The following is a 21,893-nucleotide window of genomic DNA, read 5'->3' on the forward strand; positions in this document are numbered from 1 at the left end:
CTCCTGAGGATTTACGCTTTCCCCTAGCGGCAAGTGGAGCGCGATTGAAGACGCTCTTTCGCCACTGCAACGCTTTGTCATGCGCATTGGCAGGTGCCGTCTTTCCATCCTAGGGAAACCGGATGAACCATATCGCCCATTCGTCTTACGACATCGTTATCGTCGGCACCGGCCATGCGGGCGCGCAGGCCGCGATCGCGCTGCGTCAGGAAGGGTTCGGAGGCAGCATCGCGATGATCGGCGAGGAAGCCCATCCCCCCTATGAGCGCCCGCCCTTGTCCAAGGAGTATCTGGCCGGGGACAAGCCGTTCGAGCGTATCCTGATCCGGCCCGAACGCTTCTGGGACGAGCGCGCGATCACCCTGCGGCTGGGCGAGCAGGTCGTCGCGGTCGATGCCGAGGCGCGGTGCCTGACCACGGAAGCGGGGGCGGTGATCGACTATGGCACGCTGGTCTGGGCGGCGGGCGGTCATGCCCGGCGGCTGAGCTGTGGCGGCCATGACCTGGCGGGTGTGCACGGCGTCCGCTCCCGTGCCGATGTCGACCGGCTGATCGCCGAACTGCCCGCCGTGGAGCAGGTGGTGGTGATCGGCGGCGGCTATATCGGGCTGGAGGCCGCCGCCGTGCTGACCAAGTTCGGCAAGGCGGTGACCATCGTCGAGGCGCAGGACCGTGTGCTGGCGCGGGTCGCGGGCGAGGCGCTGTCGCGTTTCTACGAGGATGAACACCGCGCGCATGGCGTGGTGGTACGGTTGAACGAAAGTGTCGCCTGCATCGAAGGCGAGGGGACGGTCGGCGGCGTCCGGCTGGCCGATGGAGCGGTCCTGCCGTGCCAGATGGCGATTGTCGGGATCGGTATCGTACCCGCCGTTGAACCGCTGATCTCGGCAGGCGCGGCGGGGGACAATGGCGTTGCCGTCGATGCGCAAGGGCGCACCAGCCTGCCCCATATCTATGCGATCGGCGACTGCGCGGCGCACGCCAACAATTTTGCGGATGGCGCGGTGATCCGGCTGGAATCGGTGCAGAACGCGCACGATCAGGCGACCGTGGCGGCGCGCACGATCATGGGGCGCGACGTCGCCTATCATGCGGTGCCCTGGTTCTGGTCGAACCAATATGACCTGAAGCTGCAAACGGTTGGTCTGTCGATCGGCCATGACCAGGCCGTGCTGCGCGGCGATCCGGCGACGCGGAGCTTCTCGGTCGTGTATCTGCGGCAGGGACGGGTGATCGCGCTCGACTGCGTGAATGCGATGCGCGATTTCGTGCAGGGCAAGGCGCTGGTCGCTGACGGAGCCGATGTGCCGGTCGAAACGCTGGCCGATGCGAGCCAGCCGCTCAAGACCTTCTGGCCCCACGCAAAGAACTGACGCCTGCAAAACAAGCGCTTGCGGAGCGACCGCCGCCTATGTCAGACTTAATGCAAAGGTTTGCAGGAGAGGTCTGAATGCGCTGGCGGAATGCGATTCTGGCAGGGGTGGGGTTGGCTGCGCTGGCGGCGCCCGTGTCGGCGAAGGTGACGGCGCCCGCCGGGGCCAAGGTCTTCCGGCTCGATGGCGGCGGCGTCACCTATGCGATGGGGGTGGACGAGAAGGGCTATCTCCAGCCGCTTTATTGGGGGGCGGCGCTGGCGGAGGGCGATCCGCTGATCTCGGGCGATCCGGTCAAGACGGGCGACCCGATCGTGCTCAAGGCGCCGGGCGAGCTGTCCGGCTTCGACCCCGCCGGATCGGTCACGCTTCAGGAGTTTCCGGGGCAGGGCGAAGGGCTGGTCAACGATCCGGGCGTCAAGGCGCTTTTCGCCGACGGCAATCGCGACCTCGTCCTGAAATATCGCAGCCACCGGGTAAGCGGTGAGACGTTGACCGTCGAACTGGCCGATATCCGCCGGCCGCTGTTCGTCACCCTGACCTATACCATTGATCCGGTGACCGGCATCGTCGCCCGTTCGGCGAGGGTACGGAACGACGACGCGAAGCCGGTGCGCGTCGACCAGCTGGCGGCGGCGGTCTTTTCGCTGCCGGTCGGTGACGATTATCGGCTTCATTACCTGACCGGCCGCCACGCCGCCGAATGGACGCAGAAGACGGTGCCCGTGGAACCGGCCGCCACCGTGCTGGAGAGCCGTCGCGGATCGACCGGCCATGGCAACAACCCATGGTTCGCGATCGGCCGGGAAGGCCTGACCAGCGAGGAGCATGGCCCCGTCTGGTACGGCGCACTGGCCTGGTCGGGGTCGTTCCGCATCAGCGTGGCGTCGGACAATCTGGGCCGGGTGCGGATCGCGGGCGGCTATAACCCTTATGACTTTTCCTGGACGTTGAAGCCGGGCGAGTCGCTGGAGACGCCGGTCTTTTATGCCGGTTATTCAGGCGACGGGCTGGGCGGGGCGTCGCGCACTTTCCACAAGTTCGAGGTCGCCAACATCCTGCCGCATGGCACCAAGGCACGGCTGCGCCCGGTCCTGTATAATAGCTGGGAGGCGACCGCCTTCGACGTGACCGAGGCGGGGCAGATGGCGCTGGCCGAGAAGGCGGCGAAGATCGGCGTCGAGCGTTTCGTGGTCGATGACGGCTGGTTCGGCGCGCGCAACAACGACAAGGCGGGTCTGGGCGACTGGACGGTCAACCCGACCAAGTTCCCCAATGGCCTCAAGCCCCTGATCGACCGGGTGAAGGGGCTGGGCATGGACTTCGGCCTGTGGGTCGAGCCGGAGATGGTCAATGTCGACAGCGACCTCTACCGCGCGCATCCCGACTGGGTGCTGAACTTTCCCGACCGGCCACGCACCGAGGGGCGCAACCAGCTCGTCCTCAACCTGGCGCGTATCGATGTCCGCGACCACCTGCTGGCGGTGCTCGACAAGCTGGTCAGCGAAAACGACATCGCCTTTCTGAAGTGGGACTATAACCGCAACTGGACCGAGGCGGGCTGGCCCGAGCAGCCGGTCGCCGACCAGCAGCGCGTCTATGTCGATTATGTCCGCAACCTTTATCACATCCTCTCCGAGCTGCGGCGGCGTCACCCCAAGCTGGAAATCGAGTCCTGCTCGGGCGGCGGGGGGCGCGTCGATCTGGGCATCATCGGGCTGACCGATGAGGTCTGGCCCTCGGACAATACCGATCCCGCTGACCGGCTGACCATCCAGGACGGCTTCACCCGCGCCTATCCGGTTGCGGTCATGATGGCCTGGGTGACGGACAGCCCCAATTGGGCAAACACCCGCGTCACCAGCCTGGACTATCGCTTCCTGTCGTCGATGCAGGGCGGGCTGGGCATCGGCGCGAACCTCGACAAGTGGAACGACGCCGATTTCGCCACGGCGCGCAAATGGGTGGCGGCGTACAAGACCATCCGCGAGACGGTGCAGCGCGGCGCGCTCTATCGGCTGGAGTCGCCCAGCGGCGACAATGCGACCTCGGCGACCATGTATGTCGGGCAGGACAAGCGGCAGGCGGTGCTGTTCCAGATGCTGCATTCCTCGATGTGGCGCGACAATCCCGCTGCCATCCATGCGCAGGGGCTGGACCCGGCGCGGGTTTATGCGGTGCGGATGCTCGACGGCGCGGCGCGACCCGCAGGGGTGCCGGAGCGGGCATCGGGGGCATACTGGATGAACCGGGGACTTCGCGCGCCGCTGAAGGGTGATTTCGTCGGTGCGGCCTTCGTCTTTGAGGCGGTGGGCTAGGCTTGACGGGACGCCTGGCGTTGGGCGACCCTCTTGCGGCGTAAAGGGGGAACGCGACGATGGGCAGGATGATCGCGATAGCGCTGGCGGCCGTGCTTCTGACGTCCTGCGAGCAGCGGACTGTCCATAAGACGACGGAGAAGCTCCGCACCTTCGATGTCGCGGAGCCCCCGTCGGCCCCGGCCGCGCCGGGGGCCACGACCGGGCCGCAGATCGCCTATAGCTACACCGTCTCCTATGCGTTCGACCGGCCGACCGTGGCGCAGGTGCAGGGCGACCAGCTCGCACTATGCCGTCGGATGGGCAGTCGCCATTGCCTGGTGGTGCGATCGACATTGCATACGCCCGGCCCCAACGAGCATGTCGCCGCCGACGAGGCGATGCTGCTGGTCGATGCGCGGATCGTGGCCGGGCTGAACCAGCGGCTGGACGCGCTGGCGATAGCGGGCGGCGCGCGGCTGTCGGAACGGCAGCTGACCGCCGAGGATGTGACGCGCGCGACGATTGATGCCGATGCCAAGGTCCGGGCCAAACAGGCGCTGGCCGAGCGGCTGTTGGCGATCATCCGGTCGGGCAAGGGCAATGTCGGCGAGCTGGTCCAGGCCGAACGCGCCTATGCGACCACGCAGGAGGAACTGGACGCCACCCGGCAGGAGCAGGCCGGCCTGGCGCAGCGGGTCGCCATGTCGTCGGTGACGATCAACTATCTCTATGACGCCACGCCCGGTGCCCGGTCCGCCGTGTGGAACAGCGTGCGGTCGGCGGGCGATACGCTGGCCATCAGCCTGGCCGCGCTCGTCAGCGCGGTGGTGGCGGGGCTGCCCTGGCTGATCGTCGGCGGTGGTGTCGTTCTGCTCTTGCGCCGGATGGCCCGCAATCGGGGCTGGCGCCGTCCGTGGGGCAGGTCGCCGCCGCCATCGCCATCGCCATCGGGGGATCAGGTTCGCGACGACGCCATGCTATAGGCCGCGCGAGTACGGGCGCAGTGGGGATTCGCGTGACGAAACTGGCCGACGCCGAGGGGCGTCTTGTCGACCGATACGGGCTGACCAGGGCGATAAGGCGGCTGGGCCGTCGCCTGGAGCTGCGCGCGGTCAGCCTGGTCCCCGAGCATTTGAACCGTGCCGAAGGGTATCGCGCCGCGCTCGCCGTCGCGCTGCCGCTGATCCTGGCGCTCGTCACGGGACGCGTCGCATGGGGATGGGCGGTCTATGCCGCCTTCTGGACGTGCCTGTGCGATACGCCGGGGCCCGATCGCCTGCGCCGTCGCCTGCTCGCGATCTTCATGGCGAGCGGGACGGTGATCGTACTGGTCGGCTCCTGGGCCGCATGGCTCGTGCCGCAGGGCAGCCTGATCGTCGGGCCGCTGCTGGTCTTCATCGCGACGCTGGGCGCGGCGCGGCTGGCCTTTGGCGGCTTGGTCGGGACGCTGTCGGCGGTGGTCGCGGTGGTCGCGGTCGGCTTTCCGCACCCCCTGACCATGGCGTTCCCGCTGGCGATGGCGTTCCTGGCGGGGGCGGCGTGGAGCTATTTGCTGATTACCGTCTTCTGGCGGATCGATGCTTTCGACCCGCTGCACCGTGCCGGTCGGGCGGTCAGCGCACGTCTGGCGGACATGGCGGAGTATCTGGCGGGACTGGGCGACGGTCCGCACCGCGACGCGCGCTGGCATAGCGATCATGCCGAGCATCGCCGCGCGGTGCGGTTGGCGATCGAGCGCTTTCGCGATGCGCTGGTCCGCTATGAGGGCGAGGCGTCCGGCCCGGTGACGGCCGCGCGGCGGGATCTGGCGGCGGCGGAGACGATGTTCGGGGCGCTGCTCGCGCTGGATCAGGCCTGTGTCGACCGCTGGGGCCCGGTTGGGGAGCATGTGGCGCTGGCCAACGCCTGCCGCCGGGTGGTCGCAAGCGGGAGGCTTTTTGGGGGCGACGCCATGGCCGAGGTGCGCGGCCCGATACAAGGGCTCCGTGCGAGCCTGACGCAGGATGTATTCAAGGGGTGTGCGGCGGCGCTCGAAGCGGCGCTGGATATCCTGATCGATCCGAACGCGGGCCATGTTGCCGATCCGGCGCCGGGGGACGGCGCCGCGCCGCCAGCCGACCGGTCGTTCGCGATGGTGCAGCAGGGGCTCCGACAAGCGGGCGGTGTGGTCGCGGTCTATCTGGCGGCGGCGGCGTTCGGGCTCGGCTATCCCTATTGGGCGGCGATGGCGGTGATCGTCGTGTTGCAGGGCGATGTGCGGGTGACATGGTCGCGCTGTCTGGAGCGTATCGCGGGTAGCCTGTTGGGCGGCGCGCTGGCATTGGCGCTGCCCCTGCTGGGCGGCGGGGCGATCGTCCCGGCATTGGTTGCGGTCGCGCTGGCGGCGATCACCATGGCGCTGCGGTCGGTCAATTACACCATCTTCGTGATGTTCCTGACCACCTTGTTCGTCCTGGTCACCGACATGCTGCATCCCGCACTCGGCATCGCATCGGCGCGGATCGTCGACAATGTCATCGGCAGCATCGCCGCGATGCTGGCGGTGTTCGCCTTCCGGCCGGACTTTGGATTACCCTTGCCGAAGCGGATCGCGGCGGGAATCGCGGCCAATCGCCGCTATGGCGAGGCCGTGACCCATGGCGAGCCGATCGCCGTGATCGAGGCCGCGCGCCGGGCGGCGGGACGGGCCAGCGTCGATGCCGAGATCGCCCTGCACGACCTGGGCGGCTGGCTGCACCGGCTGACCCATCGTCAGGCGGATGTCGCGGCGTTGCAGGATATGCGCAACCTGGCCGGTCGTGCGGCCATGGCCTGGCATGCCAGGATGGCGAACCCGCGTCCGGGCGAGGGCGTGACCGGACCGGTGGCGTAGAACGGGGCGGGGTCAGCGCGCCAGGGCGCGTTCGGTATCTTCGCGTGCCTGTTCGACCAGTATGATCGTCGCCGCCCGCGCCGCCGCTGCGTCCGCATCCGCGATGGCGGCGAAAAGCTGGCGATGTTCGGGCATGGAGTCGCGTGGCACCCGCGCGCCGCGATGCTTGTAGAGCGTGGTCCAGCGCACCGCCGCGCCGATACTGCCCGACAGGCTGATGAGCAGCTCGTTGCCCGTCGCCTCCAGGATGATGTTATGGAACAGCTGGTCGGCGGCGCGCCCCTGTTCGGTGTGCAGGCCATGTTCGCCCATCGCCTCCAGCGCGGCGCCCATGCGCGAGAGCTGTCGCGTGTCGCGCTTGATCGCGGCCAGTTCGGCGGCGGCGGGCTCGACGATCAGGCGGAGCTGGAACAGGCTGGTGACGAACCCGGCGGGCGGCTCGCCCTCGAACATCCAGGCGAGCAGTTCGGGGTCGAGCAGATTCCATTCCAGCCGCTCACGTACCCGCGTGCCCGCCTTCGGCTTGCTGACCACCAGCCCCTTGGCCGACAGCATCCGCAGTGCCTCGCGCACCACGGAGCGGGACATGCCGCGCTGCTCGGCGATCTCGACCTCGCCGGGCAGGGTCGATCCGGTGGGAATCCGCCCGGTCACGATGGCGACACCGATGTCCCGCGCCAATGCGCTATGGGCGGGGCCGCGCCGCTTCAGGATCGTCACTCGGTTGGTTCCTCCCCAGGTGAACGGAGCCGCGCCCCGTTGTTGTCAGACCATTGTATGGAGCGAAGCGAAGAAAGGAAAGCGCGGCGGTGACATAGGCCTGACTTGCGTCGGCAATGATACCCTGTATCATTTCTCAATCCGCCAGTTGCCCCGAACCCCATGTCGCGGCACGATGCCGTATCAACCGATCCAAGAGGGGGATCTGTCTTCATGCGTTTTCGTAACCTTCTGCTCGCCGCCAGCGGGCTCGCCATCCTGACGCCCGCCACCGCGCAGCAGGCGCCCGCGACGGACCAGCCGGTCAAGGTCGTCACCAATTCGACGGTCAGCGACATTCCCGCCCATTTTACCCCGCCGACCGACGTGGCGGAACGCGATTACATAAAACGCGAAGTGATGATCCCGATGCGCGACGGGGTGAAGCTCTACACCGTCATCGTCATCCCCAAGAACGCGGTGAACGCGCCGATCGTGCTGACCCGCACCCCCTATAATGCGGCGGGCCGTGCCAAGCGCTCCGACAGCACCAAGATGATCGAGGCGTTGCCGCTGGCCGATGAAGAGTTCGTGAAGGCGGGCTATATCCGCGTCTATCAGGACGTTCGGGGTAAGTATGGCTCGGAGGGCGAATATGTCGTCACCCGCCCGGTCATCGGCCCGCTCAACGCCACCAAGGTCGATCACACGACCGACGCCTATGACACGATCGACTGGCTGGTGAACAAGGCGAACCTGCCGCAATCCAACGGTCGCGTCGGCATGATCGGTTCGTCCTATGAGGGCTTCACCGTCGTCATGGCGCTGCTGGGCCCGCACCCCGCCCTGAAGGTTGCCGCGCCCGAAAGCCCGATGATCGATGGCTGGATGGGCGACGACTGGTTCCATTACGGTGCGTTTCGCCTTGCCAATATCGGCTGGATCGGGTCGCAGACCGGCTACAAGGGCGATGGCAAGGCCCCGCCCAGCGGCGGCTATGACGATTACGAGAATTTCCGCTACGGCTCGGCGAACGACTGGGCCAGGAAGTCGGGTTACGATCAGCTGCCCTTCTGGCTGCGGATCGTGCAGCATCCGGCCTATGACTTCTACTGGCAGGATCAGGCGCTCGACAAGCTGCTCGCGGCCAACCCGTCCAACGTACCGACCATCTGGGAACAGGGGCTGTGGGATCAGGAGGACATGTACGGTGCGATCACATCCTGGGAAGCGCTGAAGGCCAAGGGCAAGCTGGGCAACAACTTCCTGGTGATGGGCCCGTGGCGGCATAGCCAGATCAACCGCACCGGCACCAGCCTGGGGCCGTTCCAGTGGAATGGCGACACCGCCAAGCAGTTCCGCGAGGACATGGTCCTGCCTTTGTTCAACCAATATCTGAAGGACGGTCCGGCAGCGAACCTGCCCAGCGCCGCCATCTACAACACCGGCGAAAATCACTGGGACAAGCTGACCCAATGGCCGCTCGCCTGCCAGAGCGGGTGCGCCGCGCCGCTGACCCCGCTATATCTTGCGGACGATAAGGGGCTGAGCTTCGACAAGCCGGGCGCAGGCGCGGACAGCTATGTTTCCGATCCGGCCAATCCGGTGCCGCATCTGTCACGGCCGGTGAATTTCAACGACGGCCGCTGGGGTGACTGGCTGGTCAGCGATCAGCGGCATGCCGATGGCCGCACCGATGTCGTGACCTATACGACGCCGGTCCTGACCAAGGCGGTGCGCGTGTCGGGCGCGCCGATCGCCGACCTGTTCGCGCGGACGACCGGCACCGATGGGGACTTCGTCGTGAAGATCATCGACGTTCTCCCGCCCGAGGACGCCATCGATCCGAAGATGGGCGGCTATGAACTGCCGATCAGCCTCGACATCTTCCGGGGCCGCTATCGCAACAGCTTCTCCAACCCGAGCGCGATCCCGGCGGGCAAGGTGCAGGAATATAAGTTCCGCCTGCCGACCGTGAACCATGTCTTCCAGCCGGGCCACCGGATCATGATCCAGGTCCAGTCCAGCCTGTTCCCGCTTTACGACCGCAATCCGCAGACCTTCGTGCCCAATATCTTCACGGCCAAGGCCGGCGATTACCGGAAAGCGACGATCACGCTGGAGCGCGGCGGCGCCAATGCCAGCCGGGTCTGGTTGCCGGTGGTGCCGGTCGACCAGTCGGCGGTCATGGCCCGCTGAACCATCGGGCGGGAGGGGGCCTGGGTCGCCTCCCGTCATATTTGCCGAAACAGGTCTTGGAGCGACGGGCGGGCGAGGTTATCTTGCCGTCCGTGGCTCTCCCACCACCTCCAGCACCGCCTTTGCCGCTGCCCGGCGAAGCGACCGGAACGGTTGCGACCGGTTCTGCCGATGCGCGACGCTATCTGTCGCTGGTGGCCGCCGCCACCGACCGGCTGATGGCCGCCGACGATCCTGGCGCGATGATCGATTCGCTGTTCGCGCTGATCCGCGACGAGTTGCAGCTCGATGTCTTCTTCCATTTTCGCCGTGACGGTGATGCCGTACGGCTGGAGACGTCCGGCGGCCTGACCCGTGCCGAGCGGCTGGCCGCGGTCGATCTGGATGTCGGCTCCTCGGCCTGCGGTCAGGTGATGCGCGAGCGTCGGACGCTGCATCTGACCGATATCCAGACGAGCGGGGCAGCGGACACCGCCTTCATGCGGACGCTGGGTGTCGAGGTCTATCTGTGCATGCCGTTGCTGCACGGCGCCGATCTGCTCGGCACGCTCGGCTTCGGGCGGCGGGCCCCGCTGCCCTTTGACGAGGAGGAGCGGCGGCTGTTGCTGCTGCTGTGCCATTATGCCGCGCTGGCGCAACACCGGCTGCGGATCGAGGAGGCGCTGCGGCATGGGATCGATACCCAGGCGCGGTTGCTGGCCGAGCTCAACCACCGCGTCCGCAACGCGCTTCAGGTCGCGATCGGCCTCGTCTCGCATGAGGGGCGCGAGGCCGCCGAGCCCGCGACGCGGGCTGCGCTGATGCGCGCGGCCGAGCGGCTGCAGGTGCTCGCGAGTGCCCACCGGCCGCTTTACGCCACCGCCGATCCGGGGCTGGTCGATCTGCCCGCGCTGTTCGGCGACGTGATCGCCCAGTTGCGCGGCGACGCGCCGATCGTGCCGATCATCGGGGAGGAACCCGTCGCGGTGCCGATCGAACGCGCGGTCGCCGCCGCGCTGCTGCTCGATGCGTTGATGGCGGAGGGGCTGGCGGTGCCGCGCATCGGCTTTGCCGTCACGGGTCAGGCCGGGAACGAAATGCTTCGCATCTCGTTTCACGCGGGCGGATGGGGACGTATCGCCGATCTGGCCGACCGCAATCGGCTGGTCGCGCGTCTTTGCCATCAGTTGCGCGCGACGTTGACGAACGAGGATGATGGGTGCCTGATCTTGGTCATGCCGCATGACGGCGGCGCACACGGCGTTCGCCACACATTCCGCTGATAATCTGTCGGATGACACGCCGCTGAACCTTCTCATCATCGAGGACGAAGCGCTGGTCGCCATGCTGGTCGAGGATGCGCTGACGCTGCACGGCCACCGGATCATCGGCATCGCCGATACCGTCGCCTCCGCGATGGAATTGGTCGAGGGGGAGCGCCCCGATCTGGCGCTATGCGACGTCAAGCTGGCCGATGGCGACAGCGGGCTGACCGCCGCGCAGCTGCTGGCCGAGCGGGGCATTCCGTGCGTATTCCTCAGCGGGAATTGCCCCGATCATGGCGGCCATCCGCTGGTGATCGGCTGCATCGCCAAGCCGTTTCGCGCAGGGACCTTGGGCACCGCCGTTCGTGCCGCCTATCGGACGGCGAAAGGACAGCGGCCCAGCGATCCGCCGCCTACGCTGAAATTCTATCACACGGGGCGATAAGCGCCTTCGGTCAAAACGGTAGATCGGGGATCAGACGGCGAAGGGGGTTCTTCTTGGGCACGGCACGACGATCATGCTCCGGAACGAACCTCGCCGGGCGGCCCCTCGATCCGCGTTTCGATCGCGAGTTCCAGCCGGTCGAGGATGCGTGCGAAATGCGCCATGTCCTCCTCGGTCAACAGGCTGAACGCCCCCTCGATCAGCTCGCGGCGCAGCGGCTCGGTCTGTTCGATCACCTGGCGGCCCTTGTCGGTGATATCCAGCCTTTTGGCGCGTCGGTCGATCGGATCGGGCACCCGCGCCACCAGTTCGTCGCGCTCCATCGTGTCGATCGCCTGGGTCACGGTGCGCGGCGCCAGATCGAACCACTCCGCCACGTCCGCCGCGCGCACCGGCGCGTTGTTCGCGATGAAATGCAGCATCTTGGTCCGCGCCAGCGATGCGCCCTCGGCCGCCATGCGCCGGTCGAGCAACCGGTGCAGGCGCATATAGATGCGGCCATAGCGGATGGCCAGTTGATCGTGATTGGGCATAATATGAGGTAACTCAATAAATGGTCTTGCCTTATTGTGCAAGGGCGAGCAAATGCACCCGTAAGTTCTATTGATTCCATCGACAGGGAGGCCTGGATGGCCGACGCTAACCAAGTGCATGAGGGGCAGGACGCCGGGCGGAATGATGCGGGCGTGACGGACGGGGCGGACGACACGCCCCCCGTTTCGCCGTCGAAGAAGCGGCGGATTCGCATCATCCTGCTGGTCGTGGCTGCGGCTGCCGTGATCGGCGGCGTGTTCTGGTACGCCAATTACAAGAGCGTCGGCCAGTATATGCAGACGACCAACGACGCCTATATCCAGGCCGATGCGGTGACCGTCGCGCCCAGGGTGTCGGGCTATGTCGACAAGGTGTTCGTCGGCGAGAACCAGCAGGTCAAGGCCGGTGATCCGCTGCTCCAGATCGACACGCGCGATTATCGCGCCCAGACCCAGCAGATCCAGGCGCAGATCGGCGTCGCCCGCGCCAATGCCGAGGGTGTCCAGGCCCAGATCAAGGAACAACAGGCGGCGATCGACCGCGCCCAGGCCGATCTTCGTGCCGCGCAAAGCGACGCCGCTTTCGCCCAGGCCGAGGTGGCCCGCTATACGCCGCTCGCCGCATCGGGGGCCGAGAGCCGCGAGCGTCTGTCGCAGCTGCAGAACCAGGCGCGTCAGGCCAATGCCCGCGTCGCCGCCTCGTCCGCCGCGCTCGCCGCCGCGCGTCGCCGCGTCGGAACGCTCGAGGCGCAGGTGCAGCAGGCCCGCTCGCAGGGGCAGGCCGCCAAGGCGCAGCTGGAGGCGGCAGACGTCAATCTGAACTCGACTCTGATCCGCGCGGCGACCACGGGCCGTGTCGGCAACAAGACGGTACGGGTCGGCCAGTTCGTTCAGGCGGGCACCCGCACCATGTCGATCGTCCCGGTCAGCCAGCTCTATATCAGTGCGAACTTCAAGGAGACGCAGCTGGGCCTGATGCGTCCCGGCCAGCCGGTGAAGATCGAGGTCGATGCGCTGCCGGGTGTCGAGATCAACGGCCATGTCGAGAGCGTGGCGCCGGGCACAGGCGCGCAATTCTCGCTGCTGCCGCCGCAGAACGCGACCGGTAACTTCACCAAGATCGTGCAGCGTGTGCCCGTCCGCATCGCGGTCGACGCCGATGCACAGACCCGTGCGCTGATGGTGCCGGGCATGTCGGTCGAGGTGACCGTCGACACCCGCTCGGCCAAGGGCGCGCTGAAGCGCATCGCCGAGCAGCAGGAGCAGCATAACGACGCGCGAGAGGGGGCGCAGGGTCGGTGAGCGCCGCCGCCGCCCCGTCCAAGGGCATGAAGGCCGGTTCGGCTGCCCCTGCGGGTGGCGCACCGGCCAAGGCCGACCTGACCGCCTGGCTCGCCGTCGCGGCGGGCAGCATCGGCGCGCTGATGGCGACGCTCGACATCTCGATCGTCAACTCCGCGCTCCCCACCATCCAGGGTGAGATCGGCGCAAGCGGGACCGAGGGGACGTGGATCGCGACCTCGTATCTGGTCGCCGAGATCGTCATCATCCCGCTTTCGGCCTGGCTGGAGCGGTTGCTGGGCCTGCGCACCTTCCTGTTGATCGCCTCGATCCTGTTCACCAGCTTTTCGGTGGTGTGCGGCCTGTCGACCAACCTGACGATGATGATTATCGGACGTGCGGGGCAGGGCATCACCGGCGGCGCGCTGATCCCGACCGCCCTGACCATCATCGCCACCCGGCTGCCGCGCGAGCAGCAGCCGATCGGCACCGCCTTTTTCGGCGTCACTGCCATTCTCGGTCCGGTCATGGGGCCGTTGATCGGTGGCTGGCTGACCGAGAATGTCAGCTGGCACTATGCCTTTTTCCTGAACGTGCCGGTGGGGGCCATCCTGGTCACCTTCCTGCTCGTCGGTTTGCCGCATCAGAAGCCGCAAATGGCGGAATTGTTGAAGGCCGACTGGCTGGGCATCGCCGGGCTAGCGCTGGGCCTGGGCGGCCTGACCGTCGTGCTGGAAGAAGGGCAGCGCGAGCAGTGGTTCGAATCGCGTGAGATCATCGAGCTGACTATCCTGTCGATCATCGGTTTCGGCCTGTTGTTCGCGGGACAGTTCGTCGCGTCCAAGCCGGTCATCCGGTTGAAGCTGCTGCTCGACCGCCAGTTCGGCAGCGTGGTCATCATGGGCATCGTGCTGGGCATGGTGCTCTACGGCACGTCTTATGTGATCCCGCAGTTCCTGGCGGCGATCGCAGGCTATAACGCGTTCCAGGCAGGCAAGGTCGTGCTTCTGAGCGGCATCCCCAGCCTCATCATGATGCCCTTCACCCCGTTCCTGATCAAAAAGGTCGACATCCGCATCGCGGTGGGACTGGGGCTGGGGATCATGGCGCTGAGCGCGGGGATCGACACGGTGCTGACCGCCGACTCGACCGGCGGGTCGTTCACTGACAGCCAGTTGTTGCGCGGCGTCGGCACGATCCTGGGCATGTTGTTTCTGAACCAGGCGGCGATTTCGTCCGTGCCCCCGTCGCAGGCGGGCGACGCGGCCGGGCTGTTCAGCGCGGCGCGCAATCTGGGCGGCTCCTTCGCCCTGGCGGGCATCGCGACCATTCAGGACCAGCGCAGCTTCCTGCACCAGCAACGGCTGGAGGAATCGCTGTCGGCCAATTCGCAGGTCGTGCAGGACTGGCTGGCCGGTCTGACCCAGCAATTCGGCAGCACCGAGGCGGCCTATCGCATGATCGGCAGCACCATTCAGCGCGAGGCGCTGGTCATGACCTATAACGACCTGTTCTTCATCCTGTGCGTCGGCATCCTGATGGTGATGCCGCTTGTCCTGTTCCTCCGCCCGCTGCCCAAGGGCGGCCCCGTGGCGATGCATTGAGAGCCATGATGCGCAAGCAGCTTTCCCTGATCCCGCTCCTCCTGCTGGGGGCCTGCACCGTCGGGCCCAACTATGCCGGACCGCCCCAGGGCGTCGGCTCGGCCGCGACGCTGCCCGCCGGGTTCGTGCGGGCGGACAATACGCTCGCGACCACCGCGCCGGCGGTCGCCGACTGGTGGACGACGCTGAACGACCCGATGCTCAATTGGCTGGAGGAGCGGGCGCTGGCGTCCAATCCGAACGTCGCGGTGGCGCAGGCGCGGTTGAAGCAGGCCCGCTCGGCCTTGCGGCTGGAGCGCGCCAATCAGGCACCCAATGCCAATGCCAGCGCGACCTATCTTCATGCCGATCTGCCCGCGCTGAACCTCGGCGGTGGTGGCGAGCAGGGGGGCGGGCAGGGTAGCGGGCAGGGCGGTGCCAATGGCGGCGCATCGGGCGGCAACTCGGGCAGCGGCACCAATGTCAACTTCTTCAACCTCGGCTTCGACGCCAGCTGGGAGGTCGACCTGTTTGGCGGCCAGCGGCGCACCGTCGAGGCGGCGCGCGCCAATGCGGCGGCGGCGGAGGCCAATGTCGCCGACGCGCAGGTGTCGCTCAGCGCCGATGTCGCCCAGGCCTATGTCGGGCTTCGCGATGCGCAGCAGCGGCTGATCCTGGCGCGCGAGGCGTCGCGGATGCAGCGCGATACGCTGAACCTGACCGAACAGCGCTTCCGCAACGGCACCGCCTCGCAGTTGGAGGTCGAGCGGCTGCGCAATCAGGTGGAGAGCACCGATGCGCAGATCCTGCCGCTCTCGGCTTCGGTCGAGACCTATCTCAACGCGCTGGCCATCCTGATCGGTGAGGCGCCGGGCACGCTCGACCAGCGGCTGACCCAGGCCGGGCCGGTGCCGTTGCCGCCCGCGCAGGTGGCGGTGGGCGACCCCACCTCGCTGCTCCAGCGCCGCCCTGACATCCGCGCCGCCGAGCGCAATCTGGCAGCGCAGACCGCCAAGATCGGCGTGGCGGAGGCGGCCAAGTTTCCGCGTCTCAACCTGATGGGGATCATCGGCATCGGCGGCACCTCGCTCGACGCGCTGACCGATCTCGACAATCTGGTGACGCTGGGCGCGCCGATGCTCCAGTGGAACGTGCTGAACTTCGGGCGCGCCAATGCACGGGTCGGTCAGGCCGAAGGCGCGCGTGATGAGGCCGAGGCGCGCTATCGCGGTGCGGTGCTGTCGGCGCTGCGCGATGCCGAGGATTCGCTGTCGCGCTTCCGGGCGCGGCGGAACACGGTGGCGACGCTGGCGCGGGCCAAGGCCTCGGCGGATCGCTCGGCGGTGCTGATGAAGCAGCGCTACCGGGCGGGCGCCGCGACGCTGATCGATACGCTGGATGCCGAGCGGCAGCGGGTCGCGGCGCAGCAGTCGCTGTCGCAGGCGGTCGCCGGGCTGACGAATGATTATGTGGCGCTGCAAAAGGCGCTCGGCCTGGGCTGGCGCGCCGCCTCTTAAATCCTCCCCATCGTCAGATGGGGAGGGGGACCGCGCCCGCAGGGCGTGGTGGAGGGGCCTGGCCGGTCCGTCGTGCCCCTCCACCATCGCTGACGCGACGGTCCCCCTCCCCAAGCGAGCTTGGGGAGGATTGGGTTACGCCCCCGCTTTCGCGATCCGTTCGCGCGCTTCGCGTTCGATCGTCTCCAGTTCGTCGACCGTCTGCACCAGCGCGGTCATCTGCTGGCGCAGTTCGTCGACCCGCTCGCGGCATCGCTCGGCCAGCACGCGCATCTGTTCGACATGCTGCGGGTCGGCGTCATACAGCCGCAGGAACTCCTCGATCTCGCGCAGCGAAAAGCCCAGCCGCTTGCCGCGCAGGATCAGCTGCATCCGCCCCGTCTCGCGCTTGGAATAGACCCGCGCGGTGCCGACCCGGCGCGGCTCGATCAGCCCGCGATCCTCATAGAAGCGCAGCGTGCGCGTGGTCACGCCCAGGCTGTTGGCGACATCCTGAATGCCGCGCAGCTCCTCTGTTTCCGTCACTTCGCCCCTTCCCCCACCGGCCGCACCGCAGCGGCCGCCGCCTTCGCCAATTCTTCCTCGACCAGTTCTTTTTTCGACAATTTGCCGATCAGGGTCTTGGGCAGGCTTTCGCGGATTTCGACCTCGCGGGGAAGTTCGATCTTGCTGACCTTGTCCTGTAAGAAGGCACGCAATTCCTCGGGCGTCGCATGATGGTCGGCGGCGAGCTTGACGAAGGCCTTGGGCGACTGGCCGCGATAGGCGTCGGGGATGCCGATCACCACGGCCTCGGCGACCGCCGGATGCTCGTACAGCGCTTCCTCGATCATGCGCGGATAGACGTTGTAGCCGCCGCACAGGATCACGTCCTTGATCCGGTCGACGATGAACAGATAGCCGTCCTCGTCCAGATAGCCGACATCGCCGGTGCGCAGCGCGCCATGGATGAAGACATGCTCGGTCTCGTTCGGTCGGTTCCAGTAGCCCGACATGACCTGCGGCCCGCGCGCGCAGATTTCGCCGACCTCGCCCGGCGGCATCAGCCGGTCGGGATTGTCGCGGTCGCGAATCTCGATGATCGTGCCGGGGAAGGGCAGGCCCGCCGATCCGCCCTTGTTCTCGCCGATCAGTGGGTTGCAGGTGATGATGGGCGACGCCTCGGATAGGCCGTAACCCTCGACCAGCTTGGCGCCGGTCGTGTTCTCGAACGCCACGCGCACCTCGGCGGGCAGGGGCGCGCCGCCCGAGATACAGGCCTTGATCGCCGACAGGTCGACCTTGCGCGCTTCCGCAACGCCCGCGATCGCATTGTAGATGGTGGGGACGGCCGGGAAATAGGTCGGCTTGCTGCGCGCGATGGTCTTCAGCACCTGATCCAGCTCGAACCGGGGGAGCAGGATCATCTCCGCGCCGACCCGGATCGCGAAGCTGAGGACCGTGGTCAGCGCAAAGACGTGGAAGAGCGGCAGGACGCCCAGGATGCGCTCTTCGCCGATCATCTCCTCGCCCCCGGTATGGACGACCATCGCATCGGCGTTCGCCACGAGGTTCCAGTGCGACAGCATCGCCGCCTTGGGGCTGCCGGTGGTGCCGCCGGTATATTGCAGCACCGCCACATCGTCGGGCTTGGCCGATACCGGGGTCAGGCCACGCCCGCGCGTCATCATCTGGGCGAAGGTCAGATGGCGGGGCGAGGGACCGGGCGCGGCGATCATCGACCGCTTGAGCAGACGATAGGCAAGGCCCTTGATGGTCGGCAGGGCATCCGCGACCGGGCAGGCGATGACGTGGCGCAGGCCCAGCTTCTCGGCGACGTGCGACACCCGTGCATAGATGTCGGGAATGTCACAGGTCGCGATGATCTCCGCGCCCGAATCCTCCAGCAGGTGGCACAGCTCGCGCTCGACATAGAGCGGGTTGACGTTGACGACGATGCCACCGGCCTTCAGCGTCGCGAAATAGAGAACCGGGTAATAGATGATGTTGGGCAGGCAGAGCGCGACCCGCGAACCGGGCTTCACCCCCAACGCCTGGAGCCCTGCCGCCGCCCGGTCGACCATCGCGCCCAGCTCGGCATAGCGGGTGATTCGTCCCATGAAGTCGATCGCGGGCCGATCGCCATGCCGCCGTACCGTAGCCTCTAACATGTCGGTCAGCAGCCGGGGTTCCGATACCAGCGGGCGTCCTGCCGCCTGGCCCGGCACCGTGCCCGTTGTGGCTTCCCCGATGGCTCCTGTCGTCATCGCGTCGCTCTCCTGTATCTTTTTCGACCATACCCGGTTGTCGATTGGGGTCGAGTTGCTTATTGTGTTGACGTATAGGGTAGGTAACGCACCTTAACGTTAGGCCGCAAGCCCATAAAGAGAGGATCGGATGACCAACATCGTAATCGCAGGCTATGCTCGCTCTCCCTTCACGCAAGCAGGAAAAGGTGCGCTGGCCCGCGTTCGCCCTGATGATCTGACCGCCCAGGTGATTCGCGGCCTGATCGAACGCACCGGCGTCGATGCCGCCGAAATCGAGGATGTGATCCTGGGCTGCGCCTTCCCCGAGGGCGAGCAGGGCATGAACGTGGCGCGGCTGATCGGCCTGCTGGCGGACCTGCCGCTGTCGGTCGGCGGCATGACGGTGAACCGCTTCTGCGGATCGTCCATGTCGGCCATCCATATCGCGATGGGCCAGATCCAGATCGGCGCGGGCGAGGCGTTCATCTGCGCCGGTATCGAGTCGATGAGCCGGGTGCCGATGGGCGGCTACAACCCGCTCCCCAACCCCGAACTCGCCGCTGCCCGGCCGGGTGCGTATATGGGCATGGGCCAGACCGCCGAAAATGTCGCGCAGAAGTACCAGATCACCCGCGCCGAGCAGGAGAAGTTCGCGGTCGCCAGCCAGAAGAAGGCGGCCGAGGCACGCTCCGCCGGGCGTTTGGCCGATGAGATCGTGCCGATCCACACCAAGACGGGCGATGTGACCGAGGACGGCCTGATCCGCGCCGACACCACCGAGGACGTTCTGGCCGGGCTGAAGCCTGCCTTCGACAAGGACGGCACCGTGACCGCAGGCACGGCCTCGCCGCTGACGGATGGTGCGGCCGCCGTACTCGTCACCTCGGAAGAGTTCGCCAAGAAGCATGGCCTGAAAATCCTCGCCCGCATCAAGGCGGTCGGCATTTCCGGCTGCGAGCCCGAGACGATGGGCCTCGGCCCGATCGGCTCGTCCAAGAAGGCGCTGGAGCGTGCGGGTATCTCCGCCGGTGATCTGGACGTTGTCGAGATCAACGAAGCCTTTGCCAGCCAGGCGATCGCCTGCATCCGCGATCTGGGCCTGAGGGACGAGACGATCAACAAGGACGGCGGCGCGATCGCGATCGGCCATCCGCTGGGCGCGACCGGCGCGCGCATCGTCGGCAAGGCGGCGGCCTTGCTGGCGCGCGACGGCGGCCAATATGCGCTGGCGACCCAGTGCATCGGCGGCGGGCAGGGCATCGCGACTGTGCTGGAGCGTGCATGATGGCTGACACGATCAACAAGGTTTGCGTGATCGGCGCAGGGGTGATGGGCGCGGGCATTGCGGCGCAGGTCGCCAATGCCGGTGTGCCCGTCCTGCTGCTCGACATCGTGCCCAAGGATGGCGCCGACCGCGACGCCATCGCCAAGGGGGCGGTCGCCAAGATGCTCAAGACCGAGCCTGCGCCGTTCATGTCGCCTGCCGCCGCCAAGCTGGTGGAAACCGGCAATATCGAGGATCACCTCGATAAGGTCGCCGAATGCGACTGGATCGTCGAGGCGGTGGTCGAGCGGCTGGACATCAAGCAGGCGCTGTATGCCCGTCTTGAGGAGCTGAAGCGCCCCGGTACGGCGGTGTCGTCCAACACCTCGACCATCCCGCTCGGCCATCTGGTCGAGGGGCGGTCGGAGCAGTTCAAGAACGACTTCCTCATCACCCACTTCTTCAATCCGCCGCGCTATATGCGGCTGATCGAGATCGTGACCTCGCAGCACACCGATGCCGGTGTCGCCGCGAAGGTCGAGCAGTTCGTCGATCACCGCATGGGCAAGCGGATCGTCCGCGCCAAGGACACGCCGGGCTTCATCGCCAATCGCATCGGCACCTATTGGCTGGCGGTCGCGATCAACGCGGCGATGGACCAGGGCCTGACCGTCGAGGAGGCCGATCAGATCGGTGGCCGTCCGATGGGTGTGCCCAAGACCGGCATTTTCGGGCTGATCGACCTGGTCGGCATCGACCTGATGCCGCTGCTCGCCAAGTCGCTGTCCTCGACCCTGCCTGAGGGCGATGCCTATTTCGACACGATCCGCCCGCTGCCGCTGGTCGACAAGATGATCGCCGAGGGCTTCACCGGCCGCAAGGGCAAGGGTGGTTTCTACCGCCTCGACCGCAAGTCCGACGGGACCAAGGCCAAGCAGGCGATCGACCTGAAGACCGGCGAGTACCGCGCCGAAAAGAAGCCCGAGCGGCTTCCGGGGCGCGCCGAAAAGGACCTAGCCGCGCTGGTCGCGACGCCGGGCAAGGTCGGCGACTATGCCTGGGCGGTGCTGGGCCCGGTCCTGTCCTATGCCGCCGGTCTGGTCGGCGAGGCGGCCGATGATGTGGTCGCGATCGATGACGCGATGAAGCTGGGCTATAACTGGAAGTTCGGCCCGTTCGAGCTGATCGACCGCATGGGGCCGGGCAAGCTGGCCGAGCGGCTGCGTGCCGAGGGCAAGCCGGTGCCTGCGCTGCTGGAGATGGCGGGCGATCGCCCCTTCTACCGCGTGGTCGATGGCAAGCGTCAGTATCTGACGGTCGGCGGCGACTATGCCGATGTCGTCCGCGCCGAGGGTGTGGTCCTGCTCGAGGATATCAAGCTGCGTTCCGAGCCGCTGCTCAAGAACGGTTCTGCGGCCGCCTGGGATGTCGGCGACGGCGTCGTGGCGTTCGAGTTCACCGGCAAGATGAACGCGCTCGACGAACAGGTCCTGTCGCTCCTCCAAAAGACCATCGCGCTGGTGAAGAGCCAGTATAAGGCGCTGGTCATCTATAATGAGGGCAGCAACTTCTCGGCCGGAGCCAATCTCGGCCTCGCCATGTTCGCGGTGAACATCGCGGCCTGGGGCGAGGTCGACAAGCTGGTTGTCGCTGGGCAGCAGGCCTACAAGGCGCTGAAATACGCGCCCTTCCCGGTGGTCGCCGCACCTGCGGGCATGGCGCTGGGCGGCGGGTGCGAAATCCTGCTCCATGCCGATGCGATCCAGGCCCATGCCGAAAGCTATATCGGGCTGGTCGAGACCGGCGTCGGTCTGGTGCCGGGCTGGGGCGGAAACGGCGAGCTGATCGACCGTCTCGCCAAGTCGCCCAAGATGCCCAAGGGTCCCATGCCCGCCGCGATGAAGGCGTTCGAGACGATCTCGACCGCGCAGGTGTCGCGTTCGGCGGCGCTGGCCAAGGACCTCGGCTATCTCCGCAAGGACGACGGCATCACCATGAACCGCGACCGTTTGCTGGCCGATGCCAAGCATAAGGCGCTGTCACTGGTCGAGGGCTATCAGCCGCCCGAAAAGCCGGTCTTCCGCCTGCCGGGCGCGGCCGGACGGGTCGCCTTCAACGGTGCGGTCGCCGACTTCGCCAAGAAGGGCGTTGCGACGCCCTATGACGTGGTGGTGGCTAGCCGTCTGGCGAACATCGTCACCGGCGGCGAGGCCGACATCATCGACGAGGTGAGCGAGGATCAGCTGCTCAAGCTGGAACGCGCCGCCTTCATGGAAAGCGTCAAGGATGCGCGGACCCAGGCGCGGGTCGAGCATATGCTCGAAACCGGCAAGCCGCTGCGCAACTGATCGGGAG

16 protein-coding genes are annotated in these 21,893 nt (G+C 66.9%); 12 read left to right on the plus strand and 4 right to left on the minus strand.

All coding sequences use genetic code 11. From position 1 onward, the window contains the following. Positions 1-122 precede the first annotated feature (122 nt). The 4 genes from U1H82_RS02595 (at position 123) to U1H82_RS02610 (ending at position 6,545) form a co-directional block, all read left to right on the plus strand. On the plus strand, positions 123-1,373 hold the full coding sequence (locus tag U1H82_RS02595; RefSeq protein ID WP_322963377.1) for an NAD(P)/FAD-dependent oxidoreductase: 1,251 nt from the start codon (positions 123-125) through the stop codon (positions 1,371-1,373). A 77-nt stretch (positions 1,374-1,450) separates the two neighbouring features. After that, complete coding sequence (locus tag U1H82_RS02600; RefSeq protein ID WP_322963378.1) at positions 1,451-3,691, plus strand: alpha-galactosidase; 2,241 nt, start codon at positions 1,451-1,453, stop codon at positions 3,689-3,691. Positions 3,692-3,750: 59 nt separating this feature from the next. Further along, the gene (locus U1H82_RS02605; RefSeq protein ID WP_322963380.1) at positions 3,751-4,656 is read left to right on the plus strand and encodes a DUF4349 domain-containing protein; all 906 of its coding nucleotides are present in this window, start codon (positions 3,751-3,753) and stop codon (positions 4,654-4,656) included. 32 nt (positions 4,657-4,688) lie between these two features. After that, on the plus strand, positions 4,689-6,545 hold the full coding sequence (locus tag U1H82_RS02610) for an FUSC family protein (protein WP_322963381.1): 1,857 nt from the start codon (positions 4,689-4,691) through the stop codon (positions 6,543-6,545). Between the two features lie 12 nt (positions 6,546-6,557). On the opposite strand, the gene U1H82_RS02615 is transcribed toward U1H82_RS02610, so the two are convergent. Next, positions 6,558-7,265 carry a FadR/GntR family transcriptional regulator gene (locus tag U1H82_RS02615; RefSeq protein ID WP_322963382.1) on the minus strand — a complete coding sequence of 236 codons (708 nt, stop codon included), beginning with the start codon at positions 7,263-7,265 and terminating at the stop codon, positions 6,558-6,560. 213 nt (positions 7,266-7,478) lie between these two features. Between U1H82_RS02615 and U1H82_RS02620 the strand changes: the two genes are divergently transcribed. The 3 genes from U1H82_RS02620 to U1H82_RS02630 all read left to right on the plus strand — a co-directional run bounded on the left by U1H82_RS02620 (position 7,479) and on the right by U1H82_RS02630 (position 11,132). Beyond that, positions 7,479-9,443: a CocE/NonD family hydrolase gene (locus tag U1H82_RS02620; protein ID WP_322963383.1), complete on the plus strand. Its 1,965-nt coding sequence runs from the start codon at positions 7,479-7,481 to the stop codon at positions 9,441-9,443. 122 nt (positions 9,444-9,565) lie between these two features. Continuing rightward, positions 9,566-10,705 carry a GAF domain-containing protein gene (locus tag U1H82_RS02625; protein ID WP_322963384.1) on the plus strand — a complete coding sequence of 380 codons (1,140 nt, stop codon included), beginning with the start codon at positions 9,566-9,568 and terminating at the stop codon, positions 10,703-10,705. Further along, positions 10,665-11,132, plus strand: a complete 468-nt coding sequence (locus tag U1H82_RS02630) for a response regulator (protein ID WP_322963385.1) — start codon at positions 10,665-10,667, stop codon at positions 11,130-11,132. Before U1H82_RS02625 ends, U1H82_RS02630 begins: the two co-directional genes overlap by 41 nt. 71 nt (positions 11,133-11,203) lie before the next feature. Here U1H82_RS02630 and U1H82_RS02635 read toward each other — a convergent pair whose 3' ends face one another. Then, positions 11,204-11,665, minus strand: coding sequence for a MarR family winged helix-turn-helix transcriptional regulator (locus U1H82_RS02635; RefSeq protein WP_322963387.1), 462 nt, complete (start codon positions 11,663-11,665; stop codon positions 11,204-11,206). A gap of 96 nt (positions 11,666-11,761) precedes the next feature. Between U1H82_RS02635 and U1H82_RS02640 the strand changes: the two genes are divergently transcribed. The 3 genes from U1H82_RS02640 to U1H82_RS02650 are packed head-to-tail and all read left to right on the plus strand — an operon-like array spanning position 11,762 to position 16,046. Then, on the plus strand, positions 11,762-12,967 hold the full coding sequence (locus tag U1H82_RS02640; RefSeq protein ID WP_322963388.1) for an HlyD family secretion protein: 1,206 nt from the start codon (positions 11,762-11,764) through the stop codon (positions 12,965-12,967). A 26-nt stretch (positions 12,968-12,993) separates the two neighbouring features. Continuing rightward, on the plus strand, positions 12,994-14,550 hold the full coding sequence (locus U1H82_RS02645; RefSeq protein WP_322963765.1) for an MDR family MFS transporter: 1,557 nt from the start codon (positions 12,994-12,996) through the stop codon (positions 14,548-14,550). 8 nt (positions 14,551-14,558) lie between these two features. Further along, positions 14,559-16,046, plus strand: a complete 1,488-nt coding sequence (locus U1H82_RS02650) for an efflux transporter outer membrane subunit (protein ID WP_322963766.1) — start codon at positions 14,559-14,561, stop codon at positions 16,044-16,046. A gap of 135 nt (positions 16,047-16,181) precedes the next feature. Here the strand turns inward: U1H82_RS02650 and U1H82_RS02655 are convergent, their stop codons facing one another. Together U1H82_RS02655 and U1H82_RS02660 are read right to left on the minus strand one after the other, a co-directional pair. Next, positions 16,182-16,571, minus strand: coding sequence for a MerR family transcriptional regulator (locus U1H82_RS02655; protein WP_322963389.1), 390 nt, complete (start codon positions 16,569-16,571; stop codon positions 16,182-16,184). Continuing rightward, positions 16,568-18,292 carry a long-chain-fatty-acid--CoA ligase gene (locus U1H82_RS02660; RefSeq protein WP_375339479.1) on the minus strand — a complete coding sequence of 575 codons (1,725 nt, stop codon included), beginning with the start codon at positions 18,290-18,292 and terminating at the stop codon, positions 16,568-16,570. Before U1H82_RS02660 ends, U1H82_RS02655 begins: the two co-directional genes overlap by 4 nt. A 130-nt stretch (positions 18,293-18,422) precedes the next feature. On the opposite strand from U1H82_RS02660, the gene U1H82_RS02665 reads away from it, so the two are divergent. Both U1H82_RS02665 and U1H82_RS02670 read left to right on the plus strand, forming a co-directional pair. Next, on the plus strand, positions 18,423-19,559 hold the full coding sequence (locus U1H82_RS02665; protein ID WP_322963390.1) for a thiolase family protein: 1,137 nt from the start codon (positions 18,423-18,425) through the stop codon (positions 19,557-19,559). Next, positions 19,559-21,886 carry a 3-hydroxyacyl-CoA dehydrogenase/enoyl-CoA hydratase family protein gene (locus U1H82_RS02670; protein ID WP_322963768.1) on the plus strand — a complete coding sequence of 776 codons (2,328 nt, stop codon included), beginning with the start codon at positions 19,559-19,561 and terminating at the stop codon, positions 21,884-21,886. Before U1H82_RS02665 ends, U1H82_RS02670 begins: the two co-directional genes overlap by 1 nt. Positions 21,887-21,893: the final 7 nt, after the last annotated feature.

It is taken from the genome of Sphingomonas fuzhouensis (assembly GCF_034659795.1).
Taxonomy (GTDB): domain Bacteria; phylum Pseudomonadota; class Alphaproteobacteria; order Sphingomonadales; family Sphingomonadaceae; genus Sphingomonas; species Sphingomonas fuzhouensis.